Annotated in this window: 22 protein-coding genes; 7 read left to right on the plus strand and 15 right to left on the minus strand. The window is 26.7% G+C overall.

The genetic code is table 11. From position 1 onward, the window contains the following. Positions 1-62 precede the first annotated feature (62 nt). Both purL and ACBT_RS08975 read right to left on the minus strand, forming a co-directional pair. Positions 63-2,276, minus strand: a complete 2,214-nt coding sequence (gene purL / locus ACBT_RS08970; RefSeq protein ID WP_024775865.1) for a phosphoribosylformylglycinamidine synthase subunit PurL — start codon at positions 2,274-2,276, stop codon at positions 63-65. Between the two features lie 61 nt (positions 2,277-2,337). After that, positions 2,338-3,240: a L,D-transpeptidase family protein gene (locus ACBT_RS08975; RefSeq protein ID WP_228130319.1), complete on the minus strand. Its 903-nt coding sequence runs from the start codon at positions 3,238-3,240 to the stop codon at positions 2,338-2,340. Positions 3,241-3,375: 135 nt separating this feature from the next. Here ACBT_RS08975 and ACBT_RS08980 point away from each other — a divergent pair, with 135 nt between their 5' ends. After that, positions 3,376-4,566: a M23 family metallopeptidase gene (locus ACBT_RS08980; RefSeq protein WP_024775863.1), complete on the plus strand. Its 1,191-nt coding sequence runs from the start codon at positions 3,376-3,378 to the stop codon at positions 4,564-4,566. Positions 4,567-4,589: 23 nt separating this feature from the next. On the opposite strand, the gene folE is transcribed toward ACBT_RS08980, so the two are convergent. From folE to ACBT_RS08995, 3 genes are read right to left on the minus strand one after another with little or no spacing between them, the layout of a single operon-like run. Continuing rightward, positions 4,590-5,162, minus strand: coding sequence for a GTP cyclohydrolase I FolE (gene folE, locus ACBT_RS08985; protein ID WP_024775862.1), 573 nt, complete (start codon positions 5,160-5,162; stop codon positions 4,590-4,592). Positions 5,163-5,186: 24 nt separating this feature from the next. Then, entirely contained in the window at positions 5,187-6,137 is a 951-nt protein-coding gene (corA, locus tag ACBT_RS08990) for a magnesium/cobalt transporter CorA (protein WP_024775861.1), read from the minus strand. 16 nt (positions 6,138-6,153) lie between these two features. Further along, on the minus strand, positions 6,154-7,128 hold the full coding sequence (locus ACBT_RS08995; protein ID WP_051429966.1) for a type II secretion system F family protein: 975 nt from the start codon (positions 7,126-7,128) through the stop codon (positions 6,154-6,156). 370 nt (positions 7,129-7,498) lie between these two features. Here ACBT_RS08995 and ACBT_RS09000 point away from each other — a divergent pair, with 370 nt between their 5' ends. Further along, positions 7,499-8,863, plus strand: a complete 1,365-nt coding sequence (locus tag ACBT_RS09000) for an IS4 family transposase (protein ID WP_176325394.1) — start codon at positions 7,499-7,501, stop codon at positions 8,861-8,863. Here ACBT_RS09000 and ACBT_RS09005 read toward each other — a convergent pair. The 4 genes from ACBT_RS09005 to ACBT_RS09020 form a co-directional block, all read right to left on the minus strand. Then, positions 8,860-9,558 carry a hypothetical protein gene (locus tag ACBT_RS09005; RefSeq protein WP_024774757.1) on the minus strand — a complete coding sequence of 233 codons (699 nt, stop codon included), beginning with the start codon at positions 9,556-9,558 and terminating at the stop codon, positions 8,860-8,862. The genes ACBT_RS09000 and ACBT_RS09005 overlap by 4 nt on opposite strands. A 72-nt stretch (positions 9,559-9,630) precedes the next feature. Further along, positions 9,631-10,518 carry a GTPase Era gene (gene era, locus ACBT_RS09010; RefSeq protein WP_024774756.1) on the minus strand — a complete coding sequence of 296 codons (888 nt, stop codon included), beginning with the start codon at positions 10,516-10,518 and terminating at the stop codon, positions 9,631-9,633. 87 nt (positions 10,519-10,605) lie between these two features. Further along, on the minus strand, positions 10,606-10,971 hold the full coding sequence (locus tag ACBT_RS09015; RefSeq protein WP_024774755.1) for a hypothetical protein: 366 nt from the start codon (positions 10,969-10,971) through the stop codon (positions 10,606-10,608). A gap of 15 nt (positions 10,972-10,986) precedes the next feature. Next, positions 10,987-11,694, minus strand: coding sequence for a L,D-transpeptidase (locus ACBT_RS09020; RefSeq protein WP_024774754.1), 708 nt, complete (start codon positions 11,692-11,694; stop codon positions 10,987-10,989). A 120-nt stretch (positions 11,695-11,814) separates the two neighbouring features. Between ACBT_RS09020 and ACBT_RS09025 the strand changes: the two genes are divergently transcribed. Genes ACBT_RS09025 through ACBT_RS09035 form a run of 3 tightly spaced genes read left to right on the plus strand, consistent with a single transcriptional unit; the run spans position 11,815 to position 15,019 of the window. Then, positions 11,815-12,975: an aminotransferase class I/II-fold pyridoxal phosphate-dependent enzyme gene (locus tag ACBT_RS09025; protein WP_024774753.1), complete on the plus strand. Its 1,161-nt coding sequence runs from the start codon at positions 11,815-11,817 to the stop codon at positions 12,973-12,975. After that, a complete protein-coding gene (locus ACBT_RS09030; protein WP_024774752.1) occupies positions 12,972-14,468 on the plus strand; it encodes an aminotransferase class I/II-fold pyridoxal phosphate-dependent enzyme in 1,497 nt (498 codons plus the stop codon). Before ACBT_RS09025 ends, ACBT_RS09030 begins: the two co-directional genes overlap by 4 nt. Then, positions 14,465-15,019, plus strand: a complete 555-nt coding sequence (locus tag ACBT_RS09035; RefSeq protein WP_024774751.1) for a GNAT family N-acetyltransferase — start codon at positions 14,465-14,467, stop codon at positions 15,017-15,019. Before ACBT_RS09030 ends, ACBT_RS09035 begins: the two co-directional genes overlap by 4 nt. Before the next feature lie 31 nt (positions 15,020-15,050). Here ACBT_RS09035 and ACBT_RS09040 read toward each other — a convergent pair whose 3' ends face one another. Continuing rightward, complete coding sequence (locus ACBT_RS09040) at positions 15,051-15,944, minus strand: metal ABC transporter solute-binding protein, Zn/Mn family (RefSeq protein ID WP_024774750.1); 894 nt, start codon at positions 15,942-15,944, stop codon at positions 15,051-15,053. 62 nt (positions 15,945-16,006) lie between these two features. Here ACBT_RS09040 and ACBT_RS09045 point away from each other — a divergent pair, with 62 nt between their 5' ends. Both ACBT_RS09045 and nhaA read left to right on the plus strand, forming a co-directional pair. Further along, on the plus strand, positions 16,007-16,432 hold the full coding sequence (locus tag ACBT_RS09045; protein ID WP_228130284.1) for a Fur family transcriptional regulator: 426 nt from the start codon (positions 16,007-16,009) through the stop codon (positions 16,430-16,432). Next, the gene (gene nhaA / locus ACBT_RS09050) at positions 16,422-17,636 is read left to right on the plus strand and encodes a Na+/H+ antiporter NhaA (RefSeq protein WP_024774748.1); all 1,215 of its coding nucleotides are present in this window, start codon (positions 16,422-16,424) and stop codon (positions 17,634-17,636) included. Before ACBT_RS09045 ends, nhaA begins: the two co-directional genes overlap by 11 nt. An 8-nt stretch (positions 17,637-17,644) precedes the next feature. On the opposite strand, the gene ACBT_RS09055 is transcribed toward nhaA, so the two are convergent. The 5 genes from ACBT_RS09055 to ACBT_RS09075 are packed head-to-tail and all read right to left on the minus strand — an operon-like array spanning position 17,645 to position 23,341. After that, complete coding sequence (locus ACBT_RS09055; RefSeq protein WP_024774747.1) at positions 17,645-18,763, minus strand: cytochrome-c peroxidase; 1,119 nt, start codon at positions 18,761-18,763, stop codon at positions 17,645-17,647. After that, on the minus strand, positions 18,711-19,664 hold the full coding sequence (locus ACBT_RS09060; RefSeq protein WP_024774746.1) for a sterol desaturase family protein: 954 nt from the start codon (positions 19,662-19,664) through the stop codon (positions 18,711-18,713). The genes ACBT_RS09055 and ACBT_RS09060 overlap by 53 nt, the downstream gene beginning before the upstream one ends. Positions 19,665-19,667: 3 nt before the next feature. Continuing rightward, complete coding sequence (locus tag ACBT_RS09065; RefSeq protein ID WP_024774745.1) at positions 19,668-20,624, minus strand: imelysin family protein; 957 nt, start codon at positions 20,622-20,624, stop codon at positions 19,668-19,670. Next, positions 20,624-21,988, minus strand: coding sequence for a di-heme oxidoredictase family protein (locus ACBT_RS09070; protein ID WP_024774744.1), 1,365 nt, complete (start codon positions 21,986-21,988; stop codon positions 20,624-20,626). Before ACBT_RS09070 ends, ACBT_RS09065 begins: the two co-directional genes overlap by 1 nt. A gap of 6 nt (positions 21,989-21,994) precedes the next feature. Then, entirely contained in the window at positions 21,995-23,341 is a 1,347-nt protein-coding gene (locus tag ACBT_RS09075; protein WP_024774743.1) for an imelysin family protein, read from the minus strand. Positions 23,342-23,347: the final 6 nt, after the last annotated feature.

Below are 23,347 nucleotides of genomic sequence, written 5' to 3' on the forward strand. Positions count from 1 at the left end.
TTTATTAATTACAAAATAAAAAAGCCAAACCTAATTACAGGTTTGGCTTTTACAGTATATTATTATTGATCTTGTTCTACAACTTCTTTAAATCTATTAAAATAAATATGACTTACTTTATCTAGTTCTTTATATACGTCATTTATAATAATTTTATTTCCACCAGTTTTACCAATAGCTACACATTCAATACCATATTTTGATGCTAATTTTTCAAATGCTTCACAATTTTTTGGTTCAACTTCAACTATTGCTCTACTTAAACTTTCGCTAAATATATCTTTAGAATCATTTAAAGATATATTTGCTTCAACTCCAACATTTCCTACAACTGCCATTTTTGTTAAAGAAATAGCAATTCCTCCAAGATTTACATCTTTTGCAGATTTTAAAAGTTTAGCTTTATTTGCTTCAATCACCGTATTCCAAAGATTCAACTCTTTTTCAAAATCAACTTTTGGATGAGTTCCTGCAACTTTTCCATAAAACTTTTTAAGATATAAACTTCCACCAAATTCACTAGAAGTTTCTCCTAAAAGATATAAGATATTTCCGTTTCCTTGAAGTTTAGAAGGAAGAACATTTTGTGCATCTTCGTTTACTCCAACCATAGCAATTGATGGTGTTGGGAAAACGCTAACTCCATTTGTTTCATTGTATAAAGATACATTTCCACCAATAACAGGAGTATTTAATGCTCTACAAGCATTTTTAATTCCTTCACAGCTTTCTTTAAATTGCCACATAACTTCTGGATTTTGAGGATTACCAAAATTTAAACAGTCAGTAATTGCTTTTGGAACTGCCCCAGTCATAGCAACATTTCTTCCACTTTCCATAACAGCAGCTGCAGCTCCTAATTGTGGATTTATATAACAAAATCTTGTATTACAATCAGCACTCATAGCTAATGCTTTACCAGTTTCTTTAATTCTAATACTTGAACCATCAAGGCTTCCTGGACCTTTTATAGTATTTGTTTGTACCATTGAATCAAATTGAGAATAAATCCAAGATTTATCTACGATTTCCATATCAGATATTAATTCATCAAAAGCAACTTGATTTGAAATTTCTTTATCCATAGTCACATTCGCAATAGTTTTTAAATATTCTGGTTCTTTTATAGGTCTATCAAGTACTGGTGCTTCTTCACTTACAGGTTGAACAGGAACATCAGCTACTTTTTCTCCATGCCAAAACAATTCCATGTGTCCACTACTTGTAACTTCACCAATAACAGCAACATCTAATTCCCATTTTTGGAAAATATCAATAATTGCTTGTTCACAACCTTTTTTAGCACAAATAAGCATTCTTTCTTGAGACTCTGAAAGCATAAAATCATAAGGAGTCATACCCTCTTCTCTTGCAGGTACTTTATCCAAATGCATAACCATTCCAGAACCACTTCTTCCTGCCATTTCAAATGAACTAGAAGTAAGTCCAGCTGCTCCCATATCTTGAATACCAACAATTAAATCAGCTTTAAATAGTTCTAAACAAGCTTCTAAAAGCAATTTCTCTGTAAATGGATCTCCAACTTGTACTGTTGGTCTTTTAGATTCACTATCTTCAGTAAAAGATGCACTTGACATAACTGCACCTCCAAGACCATCTCGCCCAGTTTTACTACCTACATAAATAACTGGATTTCCAATTCCTTCAGCTCTTCCATAAAAAATTTCATCAGCTTTTGCTAGTCCTAAAGTAAATGCATTTACAAGATTATTTCCAGCATAACACTCTTCGAAAGTTGTTTCTCCACCAATAGTAGGAACTCCCATACAATTTCCATATCCACCGATTCCTGCAACAACACCTTTTAATAGATATCTATGTTTTTTTGCAGTTTCACTATTCCCCTCAATTGAAGCAAATCTTATAGAGTTCATACTAGCAACTGGTCTAGCTCCCATTGTAAATACATCTCTTAGAATTCCTCCAACTCCAGTTGCTGCACCTTGATAAGGTTCAATAAAACTTGGATGATTATGTGATTCCATTTTAAATACTGCCGCGTATCCATCTCCAATGTCAATAACACCAGCGTTTTCGCCTGGTCCTTGAATAACCCATGGAGCCTTTGTAGGGAATCCACTTAAATATTTTTTACTTGATTTATAAGAGCAATGCTCACTCCACATAGCAGAGAAGATACCAATTTCAACATAATTTGGTTCTCTTCCTAGAATTTTTTTAATATTTTCAAACTCTTCTTTTGTTAAAGAGTGTGCTAGAGCTATCTCTTCAATACTTAGTTCTTTGTTTTGCATATTTCGCCTTAAATATTTTGTAATTTAAGGCGATTATATCTAAAAAGTAATAAAGAAGTTTTTAATCTTCAGTTAGAATTTGTAGTTGATTATTTGCTATTTCAACAAATAACTCTTTTTTTCCATAAAATTTCACACTAGGACTTGTGTACTCTTCATCCATTAAAATTCTATACATATTTTTATTTAATGAATTTGGATAAGGTGAAATATCAATATTAAATAAGTTTATAGTTTTATCTTCATTTTTTGCAAAAATTTGTCTTTTTTGTGCAGAAAATGTATTAAAATCTGTTCTATCTGCTCTTTTAAAATCTCTTGAATAAAAAGATAAATATTCGTTTATATTTGAATATTTCCAAGCATCTTTCCATTTATAAATTGAACTTAAAATTAAAGCAATATCTTCTTTTGTTGTTTTTTTCAACTCATCGTGACTTGTAATTAAAACCGTCTTATTTAAATTTATATTACTATCTAATACTTTTAATCTATCATTGTCTAAAGCTAAACAACCTTGAGTGTAATTCTCTCTTTCTCCATCTAAAGGCATACCATGTATCCAAATTCCATGACCTTTTTTATTTAAACTTTTATCAAAACTATTTGGATAAGAAGTAACTAATGCGAATGGCCCATAAAATTGATCTAATCCAACTCTTTTTTGTACTAAATCATAAGATCCTTCAGGAGTTCTTTTGTCACCTTCTAAAAACTTATCTCCTAAATTTTCACCTATTATCATTTTTTCTTTAGTTATTAATTTATATCCATCCTCAGAATTTTCGAATAAACTAAGTTCTTTATTCTCTTTTTGAGCAACAATTATATATTTATTATACTCATAATAACCATATTCAACATTTTTTTTCTCTAAATATTTTTTCCAAAAATCTATATCTCTTAAATTTTTTTCAAGCTCCTGTTCTACAGCTTTAATCCCCTCAATCCTATAGATATCCATAAGCTCCTTCGCATTTAAACTCAATGCAATGATTAAAAAAATGACAATCTTAAACAATTACTTCTCCATTTGTTCTTTAAGTTGCAGAATTGTATAATCAATACCCTAATTTTTCAATAAAACAAAGAGATAATCATGAAAAAAGTTATAGTATTTATTATTTTATTTGTTAATACTCTATTTTCAGCACAAGTAGAAGAACTAAGTTGGCCAAAGGGTGAAACTTTTTTAACATTCCTTGAAAAGTACAAAATTCCATTAAGTTTATACTATGAATTAGAGAAAGAAGATAAAGAGCTTTGTAGTGAAATTCAAGCAGAAAATACTTATTTTTTGTATACAGAAGATAGTGGAGAATTAAATCAAGTATTAATTCCTGTTTCAAGCGATATTCAATTACATGTCTATAAAGATAGTAAAAATAACTATAAATTCCAAACTCTACCAATTGATTATATTGAAAATTCACAACTTGTAGCTATTGAAATAAATGAATCAATTTCAAATGATATTTATAAAGCGACAGGTGATAATACTTTAGCAGCAATAATACAATCACTTTTTAAAGGAAGTGATGCAAACTTTAGAAAAATGCAAAAAGGTGATTTTATAGCTATTCAATATACACAAAAGTCTTATTTAGGAAAACCTTTTGGAATGCCTGAAATAAACTCTGCAATGGTAGAAATCAATAAAAAACCTTTTTACAGATTTAAATATCAAAAAGATGATAAGTACTATGATGAAAAAGGTGTTGGCTTTACTCAAACTTTTTTATTCCAAGTTCCTTTAACATATGCAAGAATCTCTAGTCATTTTACAAATAAAAGATATCACCCTGTTTTAAAAAGATATAGAGCTCATCTAGGAACAGACTTTGCAGCTCCTACTGGAAGAAATATTTATGCAGCAGGCGATGGAAGAGTTGAATTTGTAGGAACACAAGGTGGATATGGAAAAACTATTATCATAAATCATCAAAATGGTTACAAAACGCTATATGCACACCAAAATGCCTTTTCAAAAGATGTAAGACAAGGACAAATGATTAAAAAAGGTGAACATATAGGTTATGTTGGTTCTACAGGATTAAGTTCAGGACCACATCTTCATTTTGGTATGTATAAAAATGGTTCAGCAATAGATCCATTAACTGTACTTAAAAAACCTAAGACAGATGGTCTAGAAGCAAAAGAGAGAGCATCATTCTTAGCAAATACTCAAAATATTATTAAAAGATTTGAAAAAGAAATTTCAAATGAAAATAGAACTTTACCAACAAAATTTGAAAGAGTAAATGATAGAAGTGAAATAAATGCTATATAAATAAAATAGAAACTTGTTCTATTTTATTTTTGAAAAGAAGCAGAAACTATAGATAGAAACTCATCTTTAGTTTTTTTATCGCTTTTAAAAAGTCCTCTTAATGAAGATGTTATTGTAGTTGAACAAATTTTTTGAACTCCTCTCATCTCCATACACATATGTCTTGCATCAATAATAACAGCAACACCTTTTGGTTTTAAGTGTTCATTTAAAGCATCACAAATTTGTTCTGTCATTTGCTCTTGAATTTGTAACCTTCTAGCAAATACATCAACAACTCTTGGAATTTTTGATAATCCAACAACTTTTCCATTTGGAATGTATGCAACATGAGCTTTCCCTATAATTGGTAACATATGATGTTCACAAAAAGAGTAAAATTCAATATCTTTTACAACAACCATTTCATCATTTGTAGAAGTAAATAATGCTTTTTGAATAATTTCTTTTGGGCACTCTTTATATCCACTACACATAAATTCGAAAGCTTTTCTTACTCTTTTAGGAGTGTCTAAAAGCCCTTCTCTTTCTATATCTTCTCCAATATAATTTAAAATATTTTTAATTGAATTTTCAAATTCAAATTCTTTACTCATAATAAATTGTTCCTTTTAAAAATTTTATATCCAACCTTTTTTCCTAAAGATTATTAAAGGGGTAATAGCTGATAAAATCATAATACCAATTGAGAATAAATATCCATAATCCCAATCAAGTTCTGGCATAAGATGAAAATTCATACCATAAATACTAGCAACTAGTGTTGGCGGTAAGAAAATAACATTTACAATCGTAAATATTTTAATAACCTTATTTTGTTCAACACTCAAAAGTCCTACAAAAATATTTTGTAAATAATCAAGTCTTTCAAAATTAAAATTTGTATGATCAATTAAAGACCTAATATCCTTTAACATAATAGGAAGTTCGCTTTTATCTTCAGTTACTCTTTGCGATTTTAACAAAGAGTTTAGTATTCTTTGCTTATCTGTAAGGTTTTCTCTAATTTTCATATTTAGATTTTCAAAAATTGACATTTGTTCTAATATATCTTCGTTATCAATATCATCGTCAAATGCTTGTTTTCTAATAGCCGCAATATCTTTACTTAAATTTTCAATAATATCTGCATCAGCATCAATTCTAATATCAATAATTTGAGAAAAAATAGAATATCCTGTCTTATACTCTCTTGGACTTGCAAGAAGTTTTTTAATTGAAGTATTGAAACTTGCTAATTTTTTATATCTAATAGATATTAACAAATCTCCTTGTAAAATGAAAGAAACCGTTTCATTTACTGGTTCTTTACTATCATTTATCAAGAAATAACTATTTATTTCAATTCTATTTCCTTCTTCCCAATATCTAGAACTAAGCTCTATCTCTTCACTCTCTTGCTTTGTAGGAAATTCTATTTCAAATATAGCTTCAATTGTTTTCACTTCATCCATTGTAGGGAAAAGCATATCTATCCAAATAACACTCTTTCTATCTTCAATGTCTTTTAGATATTCCATTCCTTCAATTACAGTAAGTCTATTTCCTTTTTTTACATAACAACTAATCAAACTTACTCCTTTAAAACTATTTAATAATATTTCCCATATCCCAAATTGGAACAAATATTGCTAATACTATCCAAAGTATCAAAATTACAATAAATACAAGAAATATTGGTTGTATTACCGATATAAGAAAACTTACCTTCTCATCGAATCTATTTTTGAAAATCATTTTAATTTCAGTTACTACTAAAGGTAAAGAGTTAGAAACCTCACCTGTGTTAATTAAATTTAAAACAATATCATCAAATATTTTTGATTCACAAAAAGAGACATTAATAGAGTTTCCATTTTCTATTAAATTATCAATAATGTTTATTTTATCTAATAGATATTTGTTTTCTAATAAAACTTTTGAACTTTTAAAACATTTATGAAATTCAAAATTCGATTTTTGCATTATTTCTATGACTAAAAATAATTTATACAATTGTAAACTAAGATTTATCTCTTTTATTAAGAAAAAATTATTTATAAAAATCTTATCAAGTAGGTATTTAAATTTCAAATTTCTTTTATATAAGAAATAAACAAATAAGATTATAAATATTATGAATAAAATAAAAATCAAATAATAATTCGAAAAAAAATATTCAACGTTTAATAAAAGTTTTGTTGCAAATGGAAGTTCCATCTGACTTTGAGTAAATATACTTTTAAAATTTGGAACAACAAAAATAAATATCAAAATTAGAGATATAAAAAAACTAATTAGTAAAAATATAGGATAGGCAATAGCTTTATAAAACGTTTTTCTTATTTCTATCATCTCTTTTGAAAGCTTATATATAGCTTCAATATTTAAAGAAACATCTCCTCCTTGAAATAAAATTTTAAAAAATTGTTTAAATAATGGATTAATACTAAAATCTTCAAAATTCACTTTTGAACTATTTTGTTCAATAAATATCAATCTTAAACTTTCCAAAAACTTTAAAATATTTTTATCTTTCTTATTTTTTATTAAAATATCTATAGCATCTGAAATATTTCTCATTCAAATAATTTAACATCTATTTTAGCCTTATAAGTATTCTTCTCTTCTTCATAATCTATACTTGAAGATAAAAATACAATCTCTTTATCTTCTAAAAATTTATAAATATTTTCCTTACTTTGTGAAATTACTTCAATTTTAATAATATTTGTATCAAACTCAAAATTTATTAACTTAACTTTCGCACGTTAAATTGATTAAAATTTTAGCTAAATCTCCCTAAAATATTACTCCTATAGGTAATAATATTATCCTTGTTGACATAAAAATAATTTAGTTGTTTTTCTATGATATTTTTCTATTTTGAACTCTCAATAAAGCCCTTAAATAGGTATTTTAGCTATAATATCTATTATATTAAAGGGTAAGAATGCAGATAGAATCTAAGATAATAAGCATCATAAACGACAAACTAAAGAATCCAATTTATGAAACATTGCGACTATTAAATATGAAAACGATTTTAACAAAGAGCAATTTTTCTAAAAAAGAGGGAGTTGCTGTTCATATGGTTTTACTACATTTTGTATATATGCTAGTAATGAATAAAAAAATATCAACTTTTATGAATCAGAGTAAAGACAGCTTCAAAAAAGATGTCTATTATCGTTTACTTTCTAATGCTTCTTATAACTATAGAAAACTACTTTCACTATCATCTTTAAAAATATTATCACTACTTCACAAAGTACAAGATTCAAAGTTGATTAGAGTCCTTATACTTGATGATACAGTCGAAGATAAGGTTGGTAAAAATATAGAGGGAAGTTGTGATAACCTTTGGAGCAATAAAGTAAAGAGAAAAATAAGAGGTGTAAATGTTGTATCACTAAACTATAGTGATGGTTATTCAAATTTTATGTTAGACTTTGCAATTGCTATGAATAGTTATGCAATGGTAAAGATAGAAGAGTTTACAAATATTATTGATCATCGAACCAATGCACATAAGCGAAGATTGGAAAGCTTAAAAGGGAAATCACAAATTGCTATAGAGATGATTAAAAGAGCAGTAGCTAGTGGTATATATGCAGATTATCTGCTTGTGGATAGTTGGTATTCTAAACCTGTGTTTATAGAAACAATGAATGAGCTAGGATTGCAAGTTATTTCAAGAATGGTAAACAATGATAGAATCTGGAACTTCACAGGGGAGAAAAAAACTCTTGATGGTATCTATAACAAGTTTAAAAAGCTTAAAACTATTAAGATGGGTCAATATGGCAAAAAGATAAAGTTTGAATACTTCGGGGTCATAGTTGAACATAAAAAAGCAGGAAAATTAAAAATTGTTTTTATAAAAACCAAAGAGAATCTCATCCCTATTGTATCTACAAACTTAGACTTGAGTGATGAAGAAATTATCGATATTTACAAACGACGATGGGATATAGAACAAGGGTATAAAGAACTTCGTGAACACTTTGGGTTTGGTAAAGAAGAAAATCGAATTTATGAAGCACTTATTGCTCGCATAACACTCTCATTTTTTACATACAATGTTGTTAGCTATATAAATCGTATCAGTAATGAACCAAAAACTATTGGTGGATTGTTTAAAGATCTAGAATGTGAACTTCACACCTTGGCAATTGCTATGCAAGCATTTTTAGCTATTTTAGATGAGATTGCAAAAATTGAAGAAGTTGTCAATAGAAATGAGGATTTTACAGCAATAATCGATCTATTAAGAGATGTGACTGGAAAACTACTTGGTTTTAGGTGCGAAAGTTAAGTTATTAAATTTAAATTATTTTGATAGATTTTAAAAATTATCTTTCTACTCTTTTCTTCGAAACTATTAAATTTATACTCTTTTTCTAAACTGCTTGAATCAAAGGTTTGAATATTTTGAGGTAAATTTTCATTTTGATTGAAATAAAAATAGATAAATATCAATAACAAAAAAATAAGATATGTTATATAAATAAAAAATGAATAACTCTTTTTTAAATTAAAATATTCAATATAATTTTTATCATTTAATAGGTCATCCTTTAAATATAAATCCTCACTATTTACACTTATAAAATTATGAATATCTATTTCAAAATTTTTATTTAGATAGTTTAAAAGTTCAATGCTCTGAATATTTTCTTCTATTCTTTGTAGATAATAAAACTTATCATTTTTGAATATTAAAAAGTAGTTTTTGTACAAAAAAGCTATAGTTTCATTTTTATTATTTTGCTCATAAAGCTTATAAAATAATTCTATTTCTAGATATTTAAATTCAATTTCCACCAAAATTAATTGATAAGTTTTAAGTTCTTCAATGTAATTTAAAATGATTTTTTTATTTTTAGGAAGATTTATATTTTTTAGTTTTAAAGAGGTGGAAATGAAATCTTTTAAATTTTTCTTTTCTATCTCTTCGTCAATTTCAATTTCAACAATTTCAAGCTCTTCAACAGTACAAAGATTTTTCATAATAAACTCATTTTGTAAATTAAAAAATGAGTTTATTAAATAAAAGCTTAAAAAATAATATTAAAAATTATATTATTGAATTTCCATATCATAACCCATTGATTTTAGGGCATCTTTATTTTTTGTCCAGTTTTTCTTAATACTTACAAAAAGTTCTAAATAACACTTTTTACCACTTAATTTTTCTATTTTAATTCTTGCTGCTTTTCCGATTCTTTTAATTGCAGTTGCATTTTGCCCAATAATCATCCCTTTTTGAGTATCTTTTTGCACGATTATTGTTGCTTTTATTACATCAACATTTGGTTTTTCTTCAACTTTATTTACAATTACATCTGTTTCATAAGGAATTTCATCACTAATATTTTCAAATATAGACTCTCTTATAAACTCTTTGTAAATATCCCTTAAATGCTCTGTTGTCATAATTTCAGGATCAAATAAATAAGGATGTTCTGGTAAATATTTTACAACCTCATCTAAAATATCTGCTTTTTTTGTAGCTTTTTTTATTGAAATAGGAATTATAGCTTCATATTTATCACTATACTTTTCATACTCTTTTAACTTAGCCATTAATTCATCATTGTTTACAAAATCAATTTTTGTAAGAAGTAAAATATGCTTTGTATTCTTTTTATTTTTCTCTAAAAAATCTTCATAATATTTTAAACTATCTGTAACTGGGGCTAAAAAAAGTATTAAATCACAATCACCCATAGCTCTTAAAGCCTCTTCAAGCATAAATTGATTTAAAAGTTTTTCAGTCTCATGAATTCCTGGAGTATCTACAAAAATAATTTGATCATCTTCGTGCATTACAATTATATTTGATCTTTTTCTAGTAGCATTTGCTTTATGTGAAACCATTGCAATCTTTTCACCAACAAGCCAATTTAATAGTGAACTTTTTCCAGCGTTTGGACGACCAACAACTGAAACATATCCGCATTTTGTCATATTTCTTTGCCTTTTTTTTCTTTTTTAATCTATAACGTTATAGTTTTATATAGATATATTATCATATTTTTACTATTTCTTTTTATTTTATGCTTTTATAAATCTTTTTTCTATTTCATTTGCTGAGATTTCAATATTTTTATCATTTAAAAATCCAAAATAATAATTTTCATTTTGATATTTGGCTTCGATAAGTAAAATATTTTTGTCTTTATGATTTTGAGCAAACTTTTCAATAGCTTCCAAAGCAGTACTTTTCCAATATTTTTCAATTTCACTATTGTTCCCCGCATCAAAAAACATACAATCTTCACACATACTAAAAATATAATCCCCTGCTCCCTCATAAATCTCTAAAGAACCATTATCATGGTCTAATCTTTCATTTGTAAGAGGGCAAAATAGTCTAAAATTTCCACCATAATTGTCAATATTTATCTCTATTTTATTCATTATTATTCTCCTTTTTTATTTTAAAACAACTTTTATATCATCCATACTTTTAAACTCTATAAACTCTTTTAAAAGTCCAACTAGCTCAACAACTTCACTATTTCTCATTCTAATGCAACCACTTGATTCATAACTTCCTATGGTTTTTTCACTTAAAGTTCCGTGTATTCTAAAAGTATCTTTTCCATCAACTTTATGAGTTAAATTTATTTTTGCACTTCCCATATAATTTAACTTATCACCACCTTTTACTACCTTTGGTAGATTAATTCCTTTTTTCTTAAAGCTTTCTATTGTATCAGCAGTTGGATACCAAACAGGATTTAATGTAATTGATGTAACATTACCTACTCCTAAAGGTTTTTTTATATCTTTTCTAGCTGTTGAAACTTTATAACTTTTCAAAAGTTTTAATTTATCATCTATTTTTGCATTTACACTAAGTATATTTTTTGATGAATCTACATCAATTATTATTTTATCGTAAGAACCTGTTTCACTTAGAATATGGTCAACTTTTTTAAAAGTTGAAAGTTTTGGAGTATACCTATTTATTATCTTTGTTCCAATTTTTGAGAAATCTTCTACAAATTTATCTTCATCAAAAACTTTTACCTTTGAAAATTTTTCTATAAACTCATCAATTTTTATTAATGATTCATTACTCTCTTTTGAAAACAATGAAACTGTCATAAGAAAAATTAATACAAAAACTCTAAACAAAGCTTATATTCCTTGAAATATTGATTTTAAAATAGATTTATACCAAAATTTAGTATCAAATTAGATTAACAATTTTTAGGTACAATTTGCCTAAAAATATATAAAAGTTTGGAATAATTTATGAAAAATAGCCTTGAAACAATACTTTGCCACCCTACATCTTTTGCACCTTTTAAAGATGTTACAGGTTCATCTCATTTCCCTATTTATAATACTGCAACATTTGATTTGAAAAAACAAACTAATGAAAATGGCAAAAAAATTTATGATTACACAAGAAGTGATAATCCAACAAGAGAAGCTTTAGAAAATCTTTTTGCATTTGCTGAAAATGGAGCTGGAGCTGTTTGTACTCATACTGGAATTGCTAGTGTTAATTTGCTTTTTGAAACAGTTTTAAAAGCTAACTCAACTATTTTAGTTGAAGCTGATTGTTATGGAGGAACAAATAGACTTTTAAAAATTTATAAAGATAAGTATAATGTAGAAGTTATCTCTGCAAACTTTCATGATTTTGAAATGATTGAACATATTTTAAAATCAAAATCTATTGATTTAACTCTTTGTGAGAGTCCTACCAATCCAGGTTTAAAAATAATAAATTTAGAAAAAATTGCAAAGTTATGTAAAAAATATAACTCTCTTTTTGCCGTTGATAACTCTTTAGCAACTTTTATTAGTCAAAAACCACTTGATTTAGGAGCAGATTTTTCACTATTTTCAACTACAAAATATATAAGTGGACATGGTTCAGTTATAGCAGGAGCAATTGTTGCAAAAGATGAAGAGTGGGCAAATAAACTTCATTATTATTCAAATGCACATGGTCACAATCAAAATCCTATGGATGTTCATCTTATATCTTTAGGAATTCCTAGCCTCAAAATTAGAGCAAAGGCAAGTAGTAAAAACTCTATTAAATTAGCTAAATTTTTAGAAAAACAAGATTTTATTACAAAAGTAACTCACCCCGCACTAAAATCTCATCCAAATAGAAAATTAGCAGAAAAACAGATGAAAATAATTCCAGGAGTTTTTTGTGCAGATTTCAAAACTGTTGAATTAGCAGAAAAATTCATACAAAATAGTAAAATATTTGGCGAAAAATGTTCTTTTGGAAGTCCTGATAGTAGAGTTGAAATACCATCAAAAATATCTCATGCTTCATTTTCAAAAGAAGAGCTAGAAAATATTGGGATTAGTCCTAGTACAGTAAGATTTGCAATTGGTTTTGAAGATATTGAAGATTTAAAAAAAGATTTATTACAAGCTATAAAATGATAGAAAATAGTTTTTTTACTCCAATAGAATGTGGAGAAACTCTTCCACAAAAAAATATGCATGCTGTTTCAACTTCTATGCCAACACTAAAAGATGTAATAGACTATGAAGAACAGACTCCAGAAATTTTGGAAAAAATTAGTGTTGCTTATCCTAGATTTGTAATTCATCCTTATTTAAAAAAGTTAGCAAATTATTTAAAAGAAAAATATAATATTTCTGATGAGTATGAGCTAGTTCTAATGAGTAGCAAAAAAGCTGTTGATGTTGTAAGTAACAGGTATTATATACATAATATTTGTGAATTTAATGAACCTTTTGGAGTAATAAAAGTTTCTCAAGGAAGACAATATAAAAAGGTTTTAAAATTTATTCAACATGTTGGATATAACCTTTCTTCAAGATTAGCTGAAGATTATTTATATAATCTTGGATTAGTACAAACCCTTCAAAATGAAAAATTAGAAAAAAAAGAGCTAGCAGAAGATACTATTTTAAATACTCTAAGCCTAGCTTACAATGAAAAAAAAGAGAATATTGCTCTATGTCCATCAGGAATGAATGCAATTTATAGTGTATTAAAAGGTCTTAAAAATATTCAAGCTAGAAATGGAAAATCAATATTAATTCAATTTGGATGGTTATATTTAGATACTACAAATATTGTAAATCACTATTTTGAAGAGAGTAAAGTTTTTTATGATGTAACAAATTTGAGTATTTTAGAAGAGTATTTAAAAGAAAACAAAAACAGAGTTTTAGCAATAATCACTGAAGTTCCTACAAATCCACTTGTAAAAACTGCAGATTTAGAAAAACTAAGAGAACTTTGCAATAAATATAATATAGTACTTGTAGTAGATTCAACTTTTGCAACGCCGTATAACTTAAATTTAAAACCTTACGCTGACATATTTGTAGAAAGTTTAACAAAATTTGCTTGTGGAAATGCAGATGTTTTAATGGGTGCTATTATTTTAAATGGTAATTTTAAAATTTCGCATATAAAAAACGAGTTCTTCAAGCATAGTGATAAACCATATACTAAAGATATGCAAAGAATGGCTTTAGAAATTGTTGATTATAAAAAAAGAGTTAAAAAAATATCACAAAATACAAAAGAACTGATTGAATTTTTGAAAAATCTATCTTATGTAAGCAAGGTATATTCTTGCTTAGATGAAGATTGTATAGAAAACTATAAAAAACTTATGATAGATGAAAATAGTTTATGTGGAATAGTTTCTATTCATATTGAAAAAGATTTTCAAAAAATCTACGATAGTTTGAATTTTCCAAAAGGTCCAAGCCTTGGAACTGAATTTACACTTTTGATGCCTTACACATATTTAGCTCACTACGATTTAATAACTACAAAAAGTGGTAAAGAATTTTTAAAGAAAATAGAACTTCCAGTAAATCTTATAAGAATTTCTGTAGGGATTGAAGATATTGAAGAGATAAAAAAAGAGTTTAAAAAAATAGAGTTATGATAAAAAACTGTAACAAAAATAATATTCAAAATATTTCAAAATTAATTTTAGATGCAATAGAAGATATAGCTTCAACTCTTACTGGAGAGTTTGAAGAGGAAAAAATTCTTGAAACTTTAGATTCATATATAAAAATGGATATTTGTAGACTAAGTCATAAAAATATTTTTACTTATGTAAAAGATGAAAAGATTGTTGGAATTTTAGTAGCTTATTCATCAAATGATATTGATATTTTAGATAAACCCATGCTTTTAAATTTAAAAGACAAAGGAATATTAAAAGATAGTTTTGAGAAAGAATGTTTTGAGGATGAATTCTATATTGATACTATTAGCGTATTAAAAAAGTACCAAGGACAAGGTATTGCAAAGGAGTTTTTCAACTTTGCTTTCAAAAAAGCAAAAGAGTTAGGGTATAAAAAAGTTTCACTTTTAGTTGATTTTAAAAAAGAAAAAGCAAAAAATCTGTATTTAAAAATGGGTTTTGAAGATAATGATAAATTAGTTGTAGCAGGAAATGATTTTCATCATATGATAAAGTGGATTTAAAATTTAAAACCACTTTATCACTATTTATAAACTATTTATAACTATTTGCTATCTCTTTTGCAACAGTTAATAAATTATTATGCCAATCATCAGTTAGTGGATTAATGGCAACCACATTTCCACCTATATTATTTGAGATAGTTTTTGCACTATTTTGAGAAAATTGTGGTGATACAAAAATGATTTTTATATCATGTTTTTTTGCCTCTTCTACAAGTTTTACTAACTCATTTGGTTTAGGTTCTTTTCCTTCAACTTCAATAGAAATTTGTTCTATTTCATATCGTGCAGCAAAATATCCCCAAGATGGATGAAAAACCATAAAAGCTTTATCTTTATATGGTGCTAAAATATTTTTTATTTCTGAGTCTAAAGAATCTAACTCTTTTATAAACTCTTCATAATTAGTTTTATAAAAATCACTATTTTGTGCATCAATTTTTATCATAGCTTCATAAATATTTTTTGCTTGGATTTTAACTAATATTGGATCTAGCCAAATATGTGGGTCAACTCCACTATGATCATGTTTATCTTCTTCATGCTCATGCTTATGACCTTTGTGCTTATCTTCTTTTTCTTCATGATGTTCATGTGCTACCATCTCTATTTTTTCTACTCCAACAGTAGTATCAACAAAAGTAGTATTTTTTGCATTTTGTTTAAACTTTTTTATCCAAGCTTTTTCACTAGGCTCACCTATCAAAAAGTATGCTTTTGAGTTAAATAAAGCTTTCATTGCTGAAGGTTTTGGCTCAAAATTATGTGGAGAACTTCCTGGAGGAACCATTACATTTACACTAAATTTATCTTTAACAATTTTTTCTACAAAATATTTTTGTGGTAAAATTGTAACTGTTACTTCTTGATTCGATGCAAACAAACTCGAAAACAAAATAGAAACAATAAATATAATTTTTTTCATATTTTTCCTTTAAATGCAACCTGGTTGCAAAATTTTAAGAATTTTAATCATTTAATCCTTTAATGCAACTTAGTAGCATTTTTAATCCTCTTTTTGATAAACTAGCACTTATGGATAATTTAACAAAAAAAAATAATATTTCTAATATTAAATTAACGACAGCTAGAAAGTCTATTCTAGACATTTTAGTGAATTCAAATAAGCCTCTTTGCTATGAAGACTTAAAAGACAAAATAATTATGGATAAAGCAACGTTTTATAGGAATATAAGCTTTTTTGAAGAACAAAATCTTATAAATTCTTTTGAATCAAATGACAAAAAACGATATTTTGAAATAAAAGATAAAGAACATATTCACTTTATTTGCTCAAATTGCTCAACAATTGAATGTATATATCAAAAACCAAACTTTTCTTTAGATGGATATAAAATAGATACAATAATTTTAAAAGGAAAATGTAAGGAGTGCAATCTTAATGAACAATAAGTTTTTTGGTAGCAGACAATTACAACAAATTCTGAAAGTTAAAGAGAAGTATGAATTTATAAAAAACTTCATATCTGTTGAAACATTAAGTGGATTTATTTTATTTACTGTAACAGTTTTTGCTGTAATTATTGCAAATTCTAGTTATTCTGACTTTTACTTTGATATTTTAAAAAGTCCTATTTCTATTGGATTTGGAGAAAGTAGTTTCTCTATGAGTACGCTTCATTGGATAAATGATGTTTTAATGGCAATATTTTTTCTAGTAGTTGGCTTAGAGATAAAAAGAGATATGCTTGTCGGTGAACTTTCTAGTGTAAAAAAAGCATCTTTTCCAATAATTGCTGCTATTGGTGGGATGATTATCCCAGCAGCTATTTACTTAAGCTTAAATAAAGAATATCCAACAGGTTTTGGAGTTCCCATGGCAACAGACATTGCTTTTGCATTAGGGATTTTATTACTTTTAGGAAATCGTGTAAGTATGTCACTAAAACTATTTTTAGTAACACTAGCAGTTGTTGATGACTTAGGTGCTATTATTGTTGTTGCAATATTTTATACAAGTGAAATAAACTATTTATTCTTTATTCATGCTGGAATAACTTACTTACTTTTACTACTTCTAAATTATTTTAATGTTAAAAAATTACTACCTTATTTAGTATTAGGTATTTTTTTATGGATTTTTGTACATAAAATCGGGATTCACTCTACGATTGCTGGTGTTTTATTAGCATTTACAATTCCATTAAAACAAAAAAATGAAACGGATACAAATAACGCTCCTTTAGTAAAATTAGAACATGCTTTACACAACTTTAGTGCCTTTTTAATAATGCCTATATTTGCTCTTGCAAATGCTGGAGTTATTATAGATTTTTCGAGTGTAATTGAACATAAGCAAATAGTCTTAGGTGTAGCGCTTGGTTTAGTTATTGGGAAACCAATTGGAATTTTCCTATTTACTTATCTTGCAAATAGTTTAAAGATTGCGACAAAACCTGCAAATGTAACTTGGAGTGAAATAGTAGCAGTTGGATTTTTAGGAGGAATTGGATTTACTATGTCAATTTTTATTTCTCACTTAGCATTTAGCGATCCTTCTATTGTAAGTGCAGTAAAAATTGGTATTTTTGCTAGTTCTATTACTGCTGCAATTATAGGAGTTATTCTTATACTTTCAAATAAAAAAAGAGTTTAACTCTTTTTTTATTCCTTTATCAAATTTTCGTATCTTTTATCAGTTAATAGCCTCATAAATGCCACTAAAGCATCTATTTTTCTATCATTTTGAGCATTTGCTTTTAATTCTTTTAATGAAATTGTATCTTTGTGTTCAGGTTCATCCCATGGTAAATTTGTTTCAGGATTTATGGTTCTTTCTTTATTATTATATTTATCGTAAAACTCTACTACAGTTCTTAAATCTTTAAATACTCCATTATGCATATATGGTGAAGTTACAGCTACATTTCGTAAAGTTGGAGTTTTATATTTTCCTATTTGGTTCTTATCATTTACATTTGAATTTGCTAAAAGTCCTAAATCTTTATCTTTTACGCCATTTTTTTCTCTTAAACTTTTATTTTCTGGAATACCAATATTATGAAATTCGTAATTAGTAAAAGTTTCACCCTCTTTTCCTTCTCCTTTTAAAACATGGCAAGCTGCGCATGAATTATTATTATTTGAAAAAAATATAGACATACCTAAATCTTCAAGAGGAGTTAAATCATATTCTCCTTTTAGATATCTATCATATTTAGAATCAAAAGTTGAGAATTCATCACTTCTTTCGAAACTAGCAATTGCTTTTGTCATAGCTTCATAAGCAATTTTATCGTCAGAAAAAATATTTTCTCCAAAAAGTTTTTTGAAATTTTCAATATAAAATTCATTTTCTTTCAATCTTGAAACAGCTTCTTTTACATCTTTTAAACCCATTTCAATAGGATTTAAAGGTGGACCACCAGCTTGTTCTTCCAAACTATTTGCTCTTCCATCCCAAAATTGTCCTCCTTTATAAAGACCCTTTTTTTCATCAAAATGAAAAGGTGGAGAAAATTTTGCATAAGATGCTGTAGGAGCTTGTCTATCACCTAAAGATTTTTTATCATCTCCCAAAGATGCCATTTTAGAAACTCCATTTTCTCTATCATCAATAAATCCCACTTCTGGATTGTGACAAGTAGCACAGCTTTGAGTTCTATTTTTTGATAAATTCACATCAAAAAAAAGCATCCTTCCTAGTTCCTCTTTTGAAATATCATTTGCACTAAGAGTTGAAAGTATTAGTACGTTTGCTAAAATTAATTTTAAACTTTTCAAAATATCCTCCTTTTTTAAATAAATTTACAAATGGTCGTAAATACAAATCTTTTACTGTTTTGTATTCGTTCATCTGATTTTTTCTAAGTCCAAATTTAAGAATTTTTACATCTTTTGAAAGAGCTAATGTTCCAAAAACTCTATCCCAAATAGCTATATATCCTCCATAATTTTTATTAAAATGCTTTTTATCATGATGAATTTGATGCTGTTTTGGAGATAAAAACCACCTTTCCATAAAAGAGAAATATGAAAAAGGTACATGAGAATGTCTTAAATTTGAACCAAAAATAGAAGTTATAAAAACAAAAATATTTACTCCTAAAACCATATATATATTTATCTTTGCTCCAAAAAAATATATAAAAACGCCAGTTACAAAACCTATACTAATTGCATATCTAAGTCCAAATAAAAAATTTTCAACTGGATGAACTCTATAAAAAGTTATAGGAGTTAAAACTTTTGCACTATGATGAACTTTATGAAACTCCCAAAGAAATGGTATTGTATGTAAAAATCTGTGTAACCAATATCTAGTAAAATCACTAAAAACAAATACTGCTAATGTGTATAAAAATACTATTTGTGTATAAGTAAATGAAGTAAAATCTATAAATCCAAAATTTTCATATAAAAATTTATTCGTAAACAACGCAACACTTTTTGCACTCATAATAAAAGGAATAATTAAAAATAAATTAACTAAATTCGATAAAAAAAAGTATATATAATCAAGTTTTGCACTAGGATGTAACCAAAGTTTAGAAGATGTTATTAACTTTGTACTTTTTTTTGTGTAAAAATAATAAATTACTCCTAAAAATAGAGAACTTAATAAATAAAGCCAATAAACTCTTTTATTTGGATTATTTAAAAAATCTAGTGCAAGAAGTTCCACTTTTTAATCTCCATCTGCATCTAAAATATCTGGTTTAAGACCTAATTTTTCTATTATTGTTATGTAATATAAGTCATGAATCGAAGAAACTGTATCAAAAAGTTTTTTACCATTTGTGAAATCATCTTTTGGAAGACTTTTTAATATATCTTTTGCTTCATTTATACTATTTAAAACATTTTTTAAATCATTTAAAGCATTTTTTTCTTTTGCTAAATCATTTAAATTTTTATACTCTTTTTGTTCAATTATCTCTTTTTGAGCTTCTAATATAGCATCAATTGCTTCAAAAGAGTTTTGACTTAAAAAATATTCAGCTCTATTATTTTTAGAATCATTTTTAAACTTACTTGATAAACCAGCAGAATTTCCTACTCTCCACTCTTTTAATCTGTAAGAAGATGCTATTAATGTATTAATTAATATTGCATTCTCTTCTTGAACACTTTTTGTAGGATTTTTCAAATAATCTTCATATGAAGATTTAATATCTTCTAAATTTAAAACTATTGACTTTAAAATCTCATTAGCTAACTCTTTTTCTCTATGGCTTAAACTTGATATACTATTTTTTGAATATAAAACATATTCTAAAGCATTTACTGTTTTAAATGAATTTTTAAACAAAGCTGTTTTTATATCACTCTTACTGTCAATCACTCTTTGCATTTGAGAGTTTAAATCTTCTTTTAAATTATTAAAAACATCAACATACCTAGGAGTATCTAAGAACTCACTATTTATTTCACCTGCTAAATATATAGCTTCAACTTTTTTCCATGATCTTATGAAATTTGTAAAGTTTTTATCACTTATATCTTTTTGCAAAATCTTTGCATCATCTATTGCTTTTTGTGTATCTACTATAGATACATTTTTTATAACACTTTGGAATATTGAATCTTGTGCACTTAAGCTCAATATAAATACAATAAATAATAAAAATATTTTTCTAACCATTATAACTCCTCTAAAAATTTAATTAATTTCTCTCTATCTTCAAGACTCAAAGCTTTATAAGCCATTTGACTCTGTTTTGCTTCTCCACCATGCCACAAAATTGCTTCTTGAAAATCTCTTGCTCGACCATCATGAAGTAATCTTGCTTTAGTTTTATTTATTTTTTCATGAAGAGTAATTCCCCAAAGTGGAGCTGTTCTCCATTCATTTCCATTTGCACTAAATTCAATTCTATTATCTGCTAAATCATCTCCCATATCATGTAAAAGAAAATCTGAAAAAGCAGATACTTCAAAACCTAATTTTGTTTTTAAACTGCCTACATGACATTTTGCACAACCAATATTCTCAAATATTTTATAACCTTCTTTATAATTTTCACTACTTTTATCAGCACTATATGTTTTTAAATTTTTTAAATAAAAAGTAATAGCATCTAACCTATGTTCAGGTAAATCTATCTCATCTTTTGGTTTTGGGGCATATAAGCACTCTTTTTGAAAAAAAGTACATTTATCTTTAGGTTCAATAGTTGTAGTAAGCCCTATATCATTTGAGGCAGCAAATGATATTTGTTCTTTTAAATTTGCCACACTTGCTTTCCAAGTATATTTTCCAATTTCATATCGATTTGAAATAGGAGAATATACGTAATTTACTTTTCCACTTATTCCATCATTGTTTAAATCTTCAAGATCTTGATTTTTTAAAATCTCTTCATCTAAAATCATATCAATAAGTGCCATGCCATTTAAGCTTTGAGCTATTCTAAAAGAAACAATTGTATCTTCTTCAATATTTCCATAATTTAAATTTTCTAAACTATATTTTGGTTTTTGAAGAATCACTCTTGTTCCATCATTTAATATTTCATTTTTTTCTTCAAAATCAAGTTTTATATTTCCTTCAAAAGGAACTCCAAAAATCCCATTTATTGCTAATTGTTCACCATAAATAGGCTCTGGAATAAAACCTTTTTTCAAAAAAACTTCTTCATCTTTTTTTGAATCATTTTTTTCTTTAGATAATCTAGCTACTATAGCTCTAGATGTTGTAAAATCTTTATTAAAAAGATTTCCTCTTCCATTATTCGGATGACAACTCACACAGCTATTTGCATTAAATAAAGGTCCTAACCCATCTCTTGCTGTTGTAATACTTGGAGCTTTTACCCAAGGAATATTAAAAAAACTTCTTCCCAACATAAATATATCTTTTTCTTCATCAGTTAGCCCAGTAATAGATTTTAATAAAAGTTTTGAATCTTTTGAAGAAGATAAATAGTTTTTTTCAATATTAAAAGCAAAAAGCCCTAAGCAAAATATTGCTGATAGGGCTTTTAAAATTAATAGTTTTTTTAACATTACTATTTACAGCTTAGTCTCTTCTGGATCTGTTACATCATCAGTTGATAAAGATATATTATTTGCCTTTGCAACATTTACCATCTCATCACCTAATTTTCTAAGTTCATTTTTAAGTTTTACTAAAACTTTTGACATTTCATGTTCTGGTCTTATTTGATAATCAAAATGAGCTTCTGTTTTTGCAACTTTATCGACTTGCTCTATCTTTTGCTCAATTGATTTCATCAAATTTATAACTCTAATTTTATCTTCACTATTTAAAGTATCAAGTAAACTCTTACCATATTTCTTACCATTATATGTAGAAGTTAAAATATTTTTAAATCCTTCATAATTTTTTGCTAAATCTCTATGTGTATTATCTGAAAAACAAGAGTGTTCATCCTCTTCACTAGGAGTTAAAACAGCTACTGCTAATCTTTCATTTGCTAGTTCAGATTTAATAAAAACTCCCATACCTGCAATAATTTGTCTTATAGCATCAGATTGATTGATATTCTTTTCTTTATCTTTTAATTTTCCTAAAAGAGCAGCTCTATAAAGTCCTGAAGTTCCATCAATACTTTTTTCCCAAGCACTTTTAACAGTTTGTAAATCTTGTACTAATTTTTCTGTTACAACTTTTAAATACTCTAATCTTCTTTTTGAATCTTTATCTGTTGTAAAATCACTAAGAGGTCTTTCTCCAGCTTTTAATGCTCCATTTGTAATTTTATCTTCTAAGAAATTGTTATAATCTTGATCTTGTCCCCATAGTAAAAACTCAATAGCATGATACCCAGTAGCAACATTTGCTTCTCCACCATTTTCATTTAAATCTGTTAAAGCTTCAACTGTAATTTTTGTAACATCAACTTCCTTAGCTTCCTCACCACCAGGATTAAACTTACCAACTGTATCAATTATATTTCCAGATGTTCTTTTTCCATCAGCATCAATAGTGTAATCAATAATATTTTCATCAAGTGGCCAAGCATTAATTTGTCCTTCTAATGCACCATAAGTTTCACTAACCCAACCATCTTCAGCATCTATTGGACCATTTGCAAGTCTAAAAATTTCTGTACTTCCATAAGATTCTCTGGCAATTAACCATGATTTTTTCGCTTCATCTAAATTAGATTGTGAAGGTTTAACTACAAATTTATTTATAGATTCTTGTAATTTTTTTGCATCTTTTAAAGCTTCTGAATAGTTATCAAAAGCAATATTTGAATAATTTTCAAGAAAATTTAATTCTTTTGATAAATTAATATCTTTAGTGTAATTTACTTTTTGCTCTGCAGTTAAATTTAAAGCTAAAGCAGCAGTAATCGATAGGCTTATTAATATCTTTTTTCCAAATTTCATAAAATT

Origin of the sequence: Aliarcobacter cibarius (assembly GCF_013372265.1) — a bacterium.
In the GTDB taxonomy this organism is placed as follows: Bacteria; Campylobacterota; Campylobacteria; order Campylobacterales; family Arcobacteraceae; genus Aliarcobacter; species Aliarcobacter cibarius.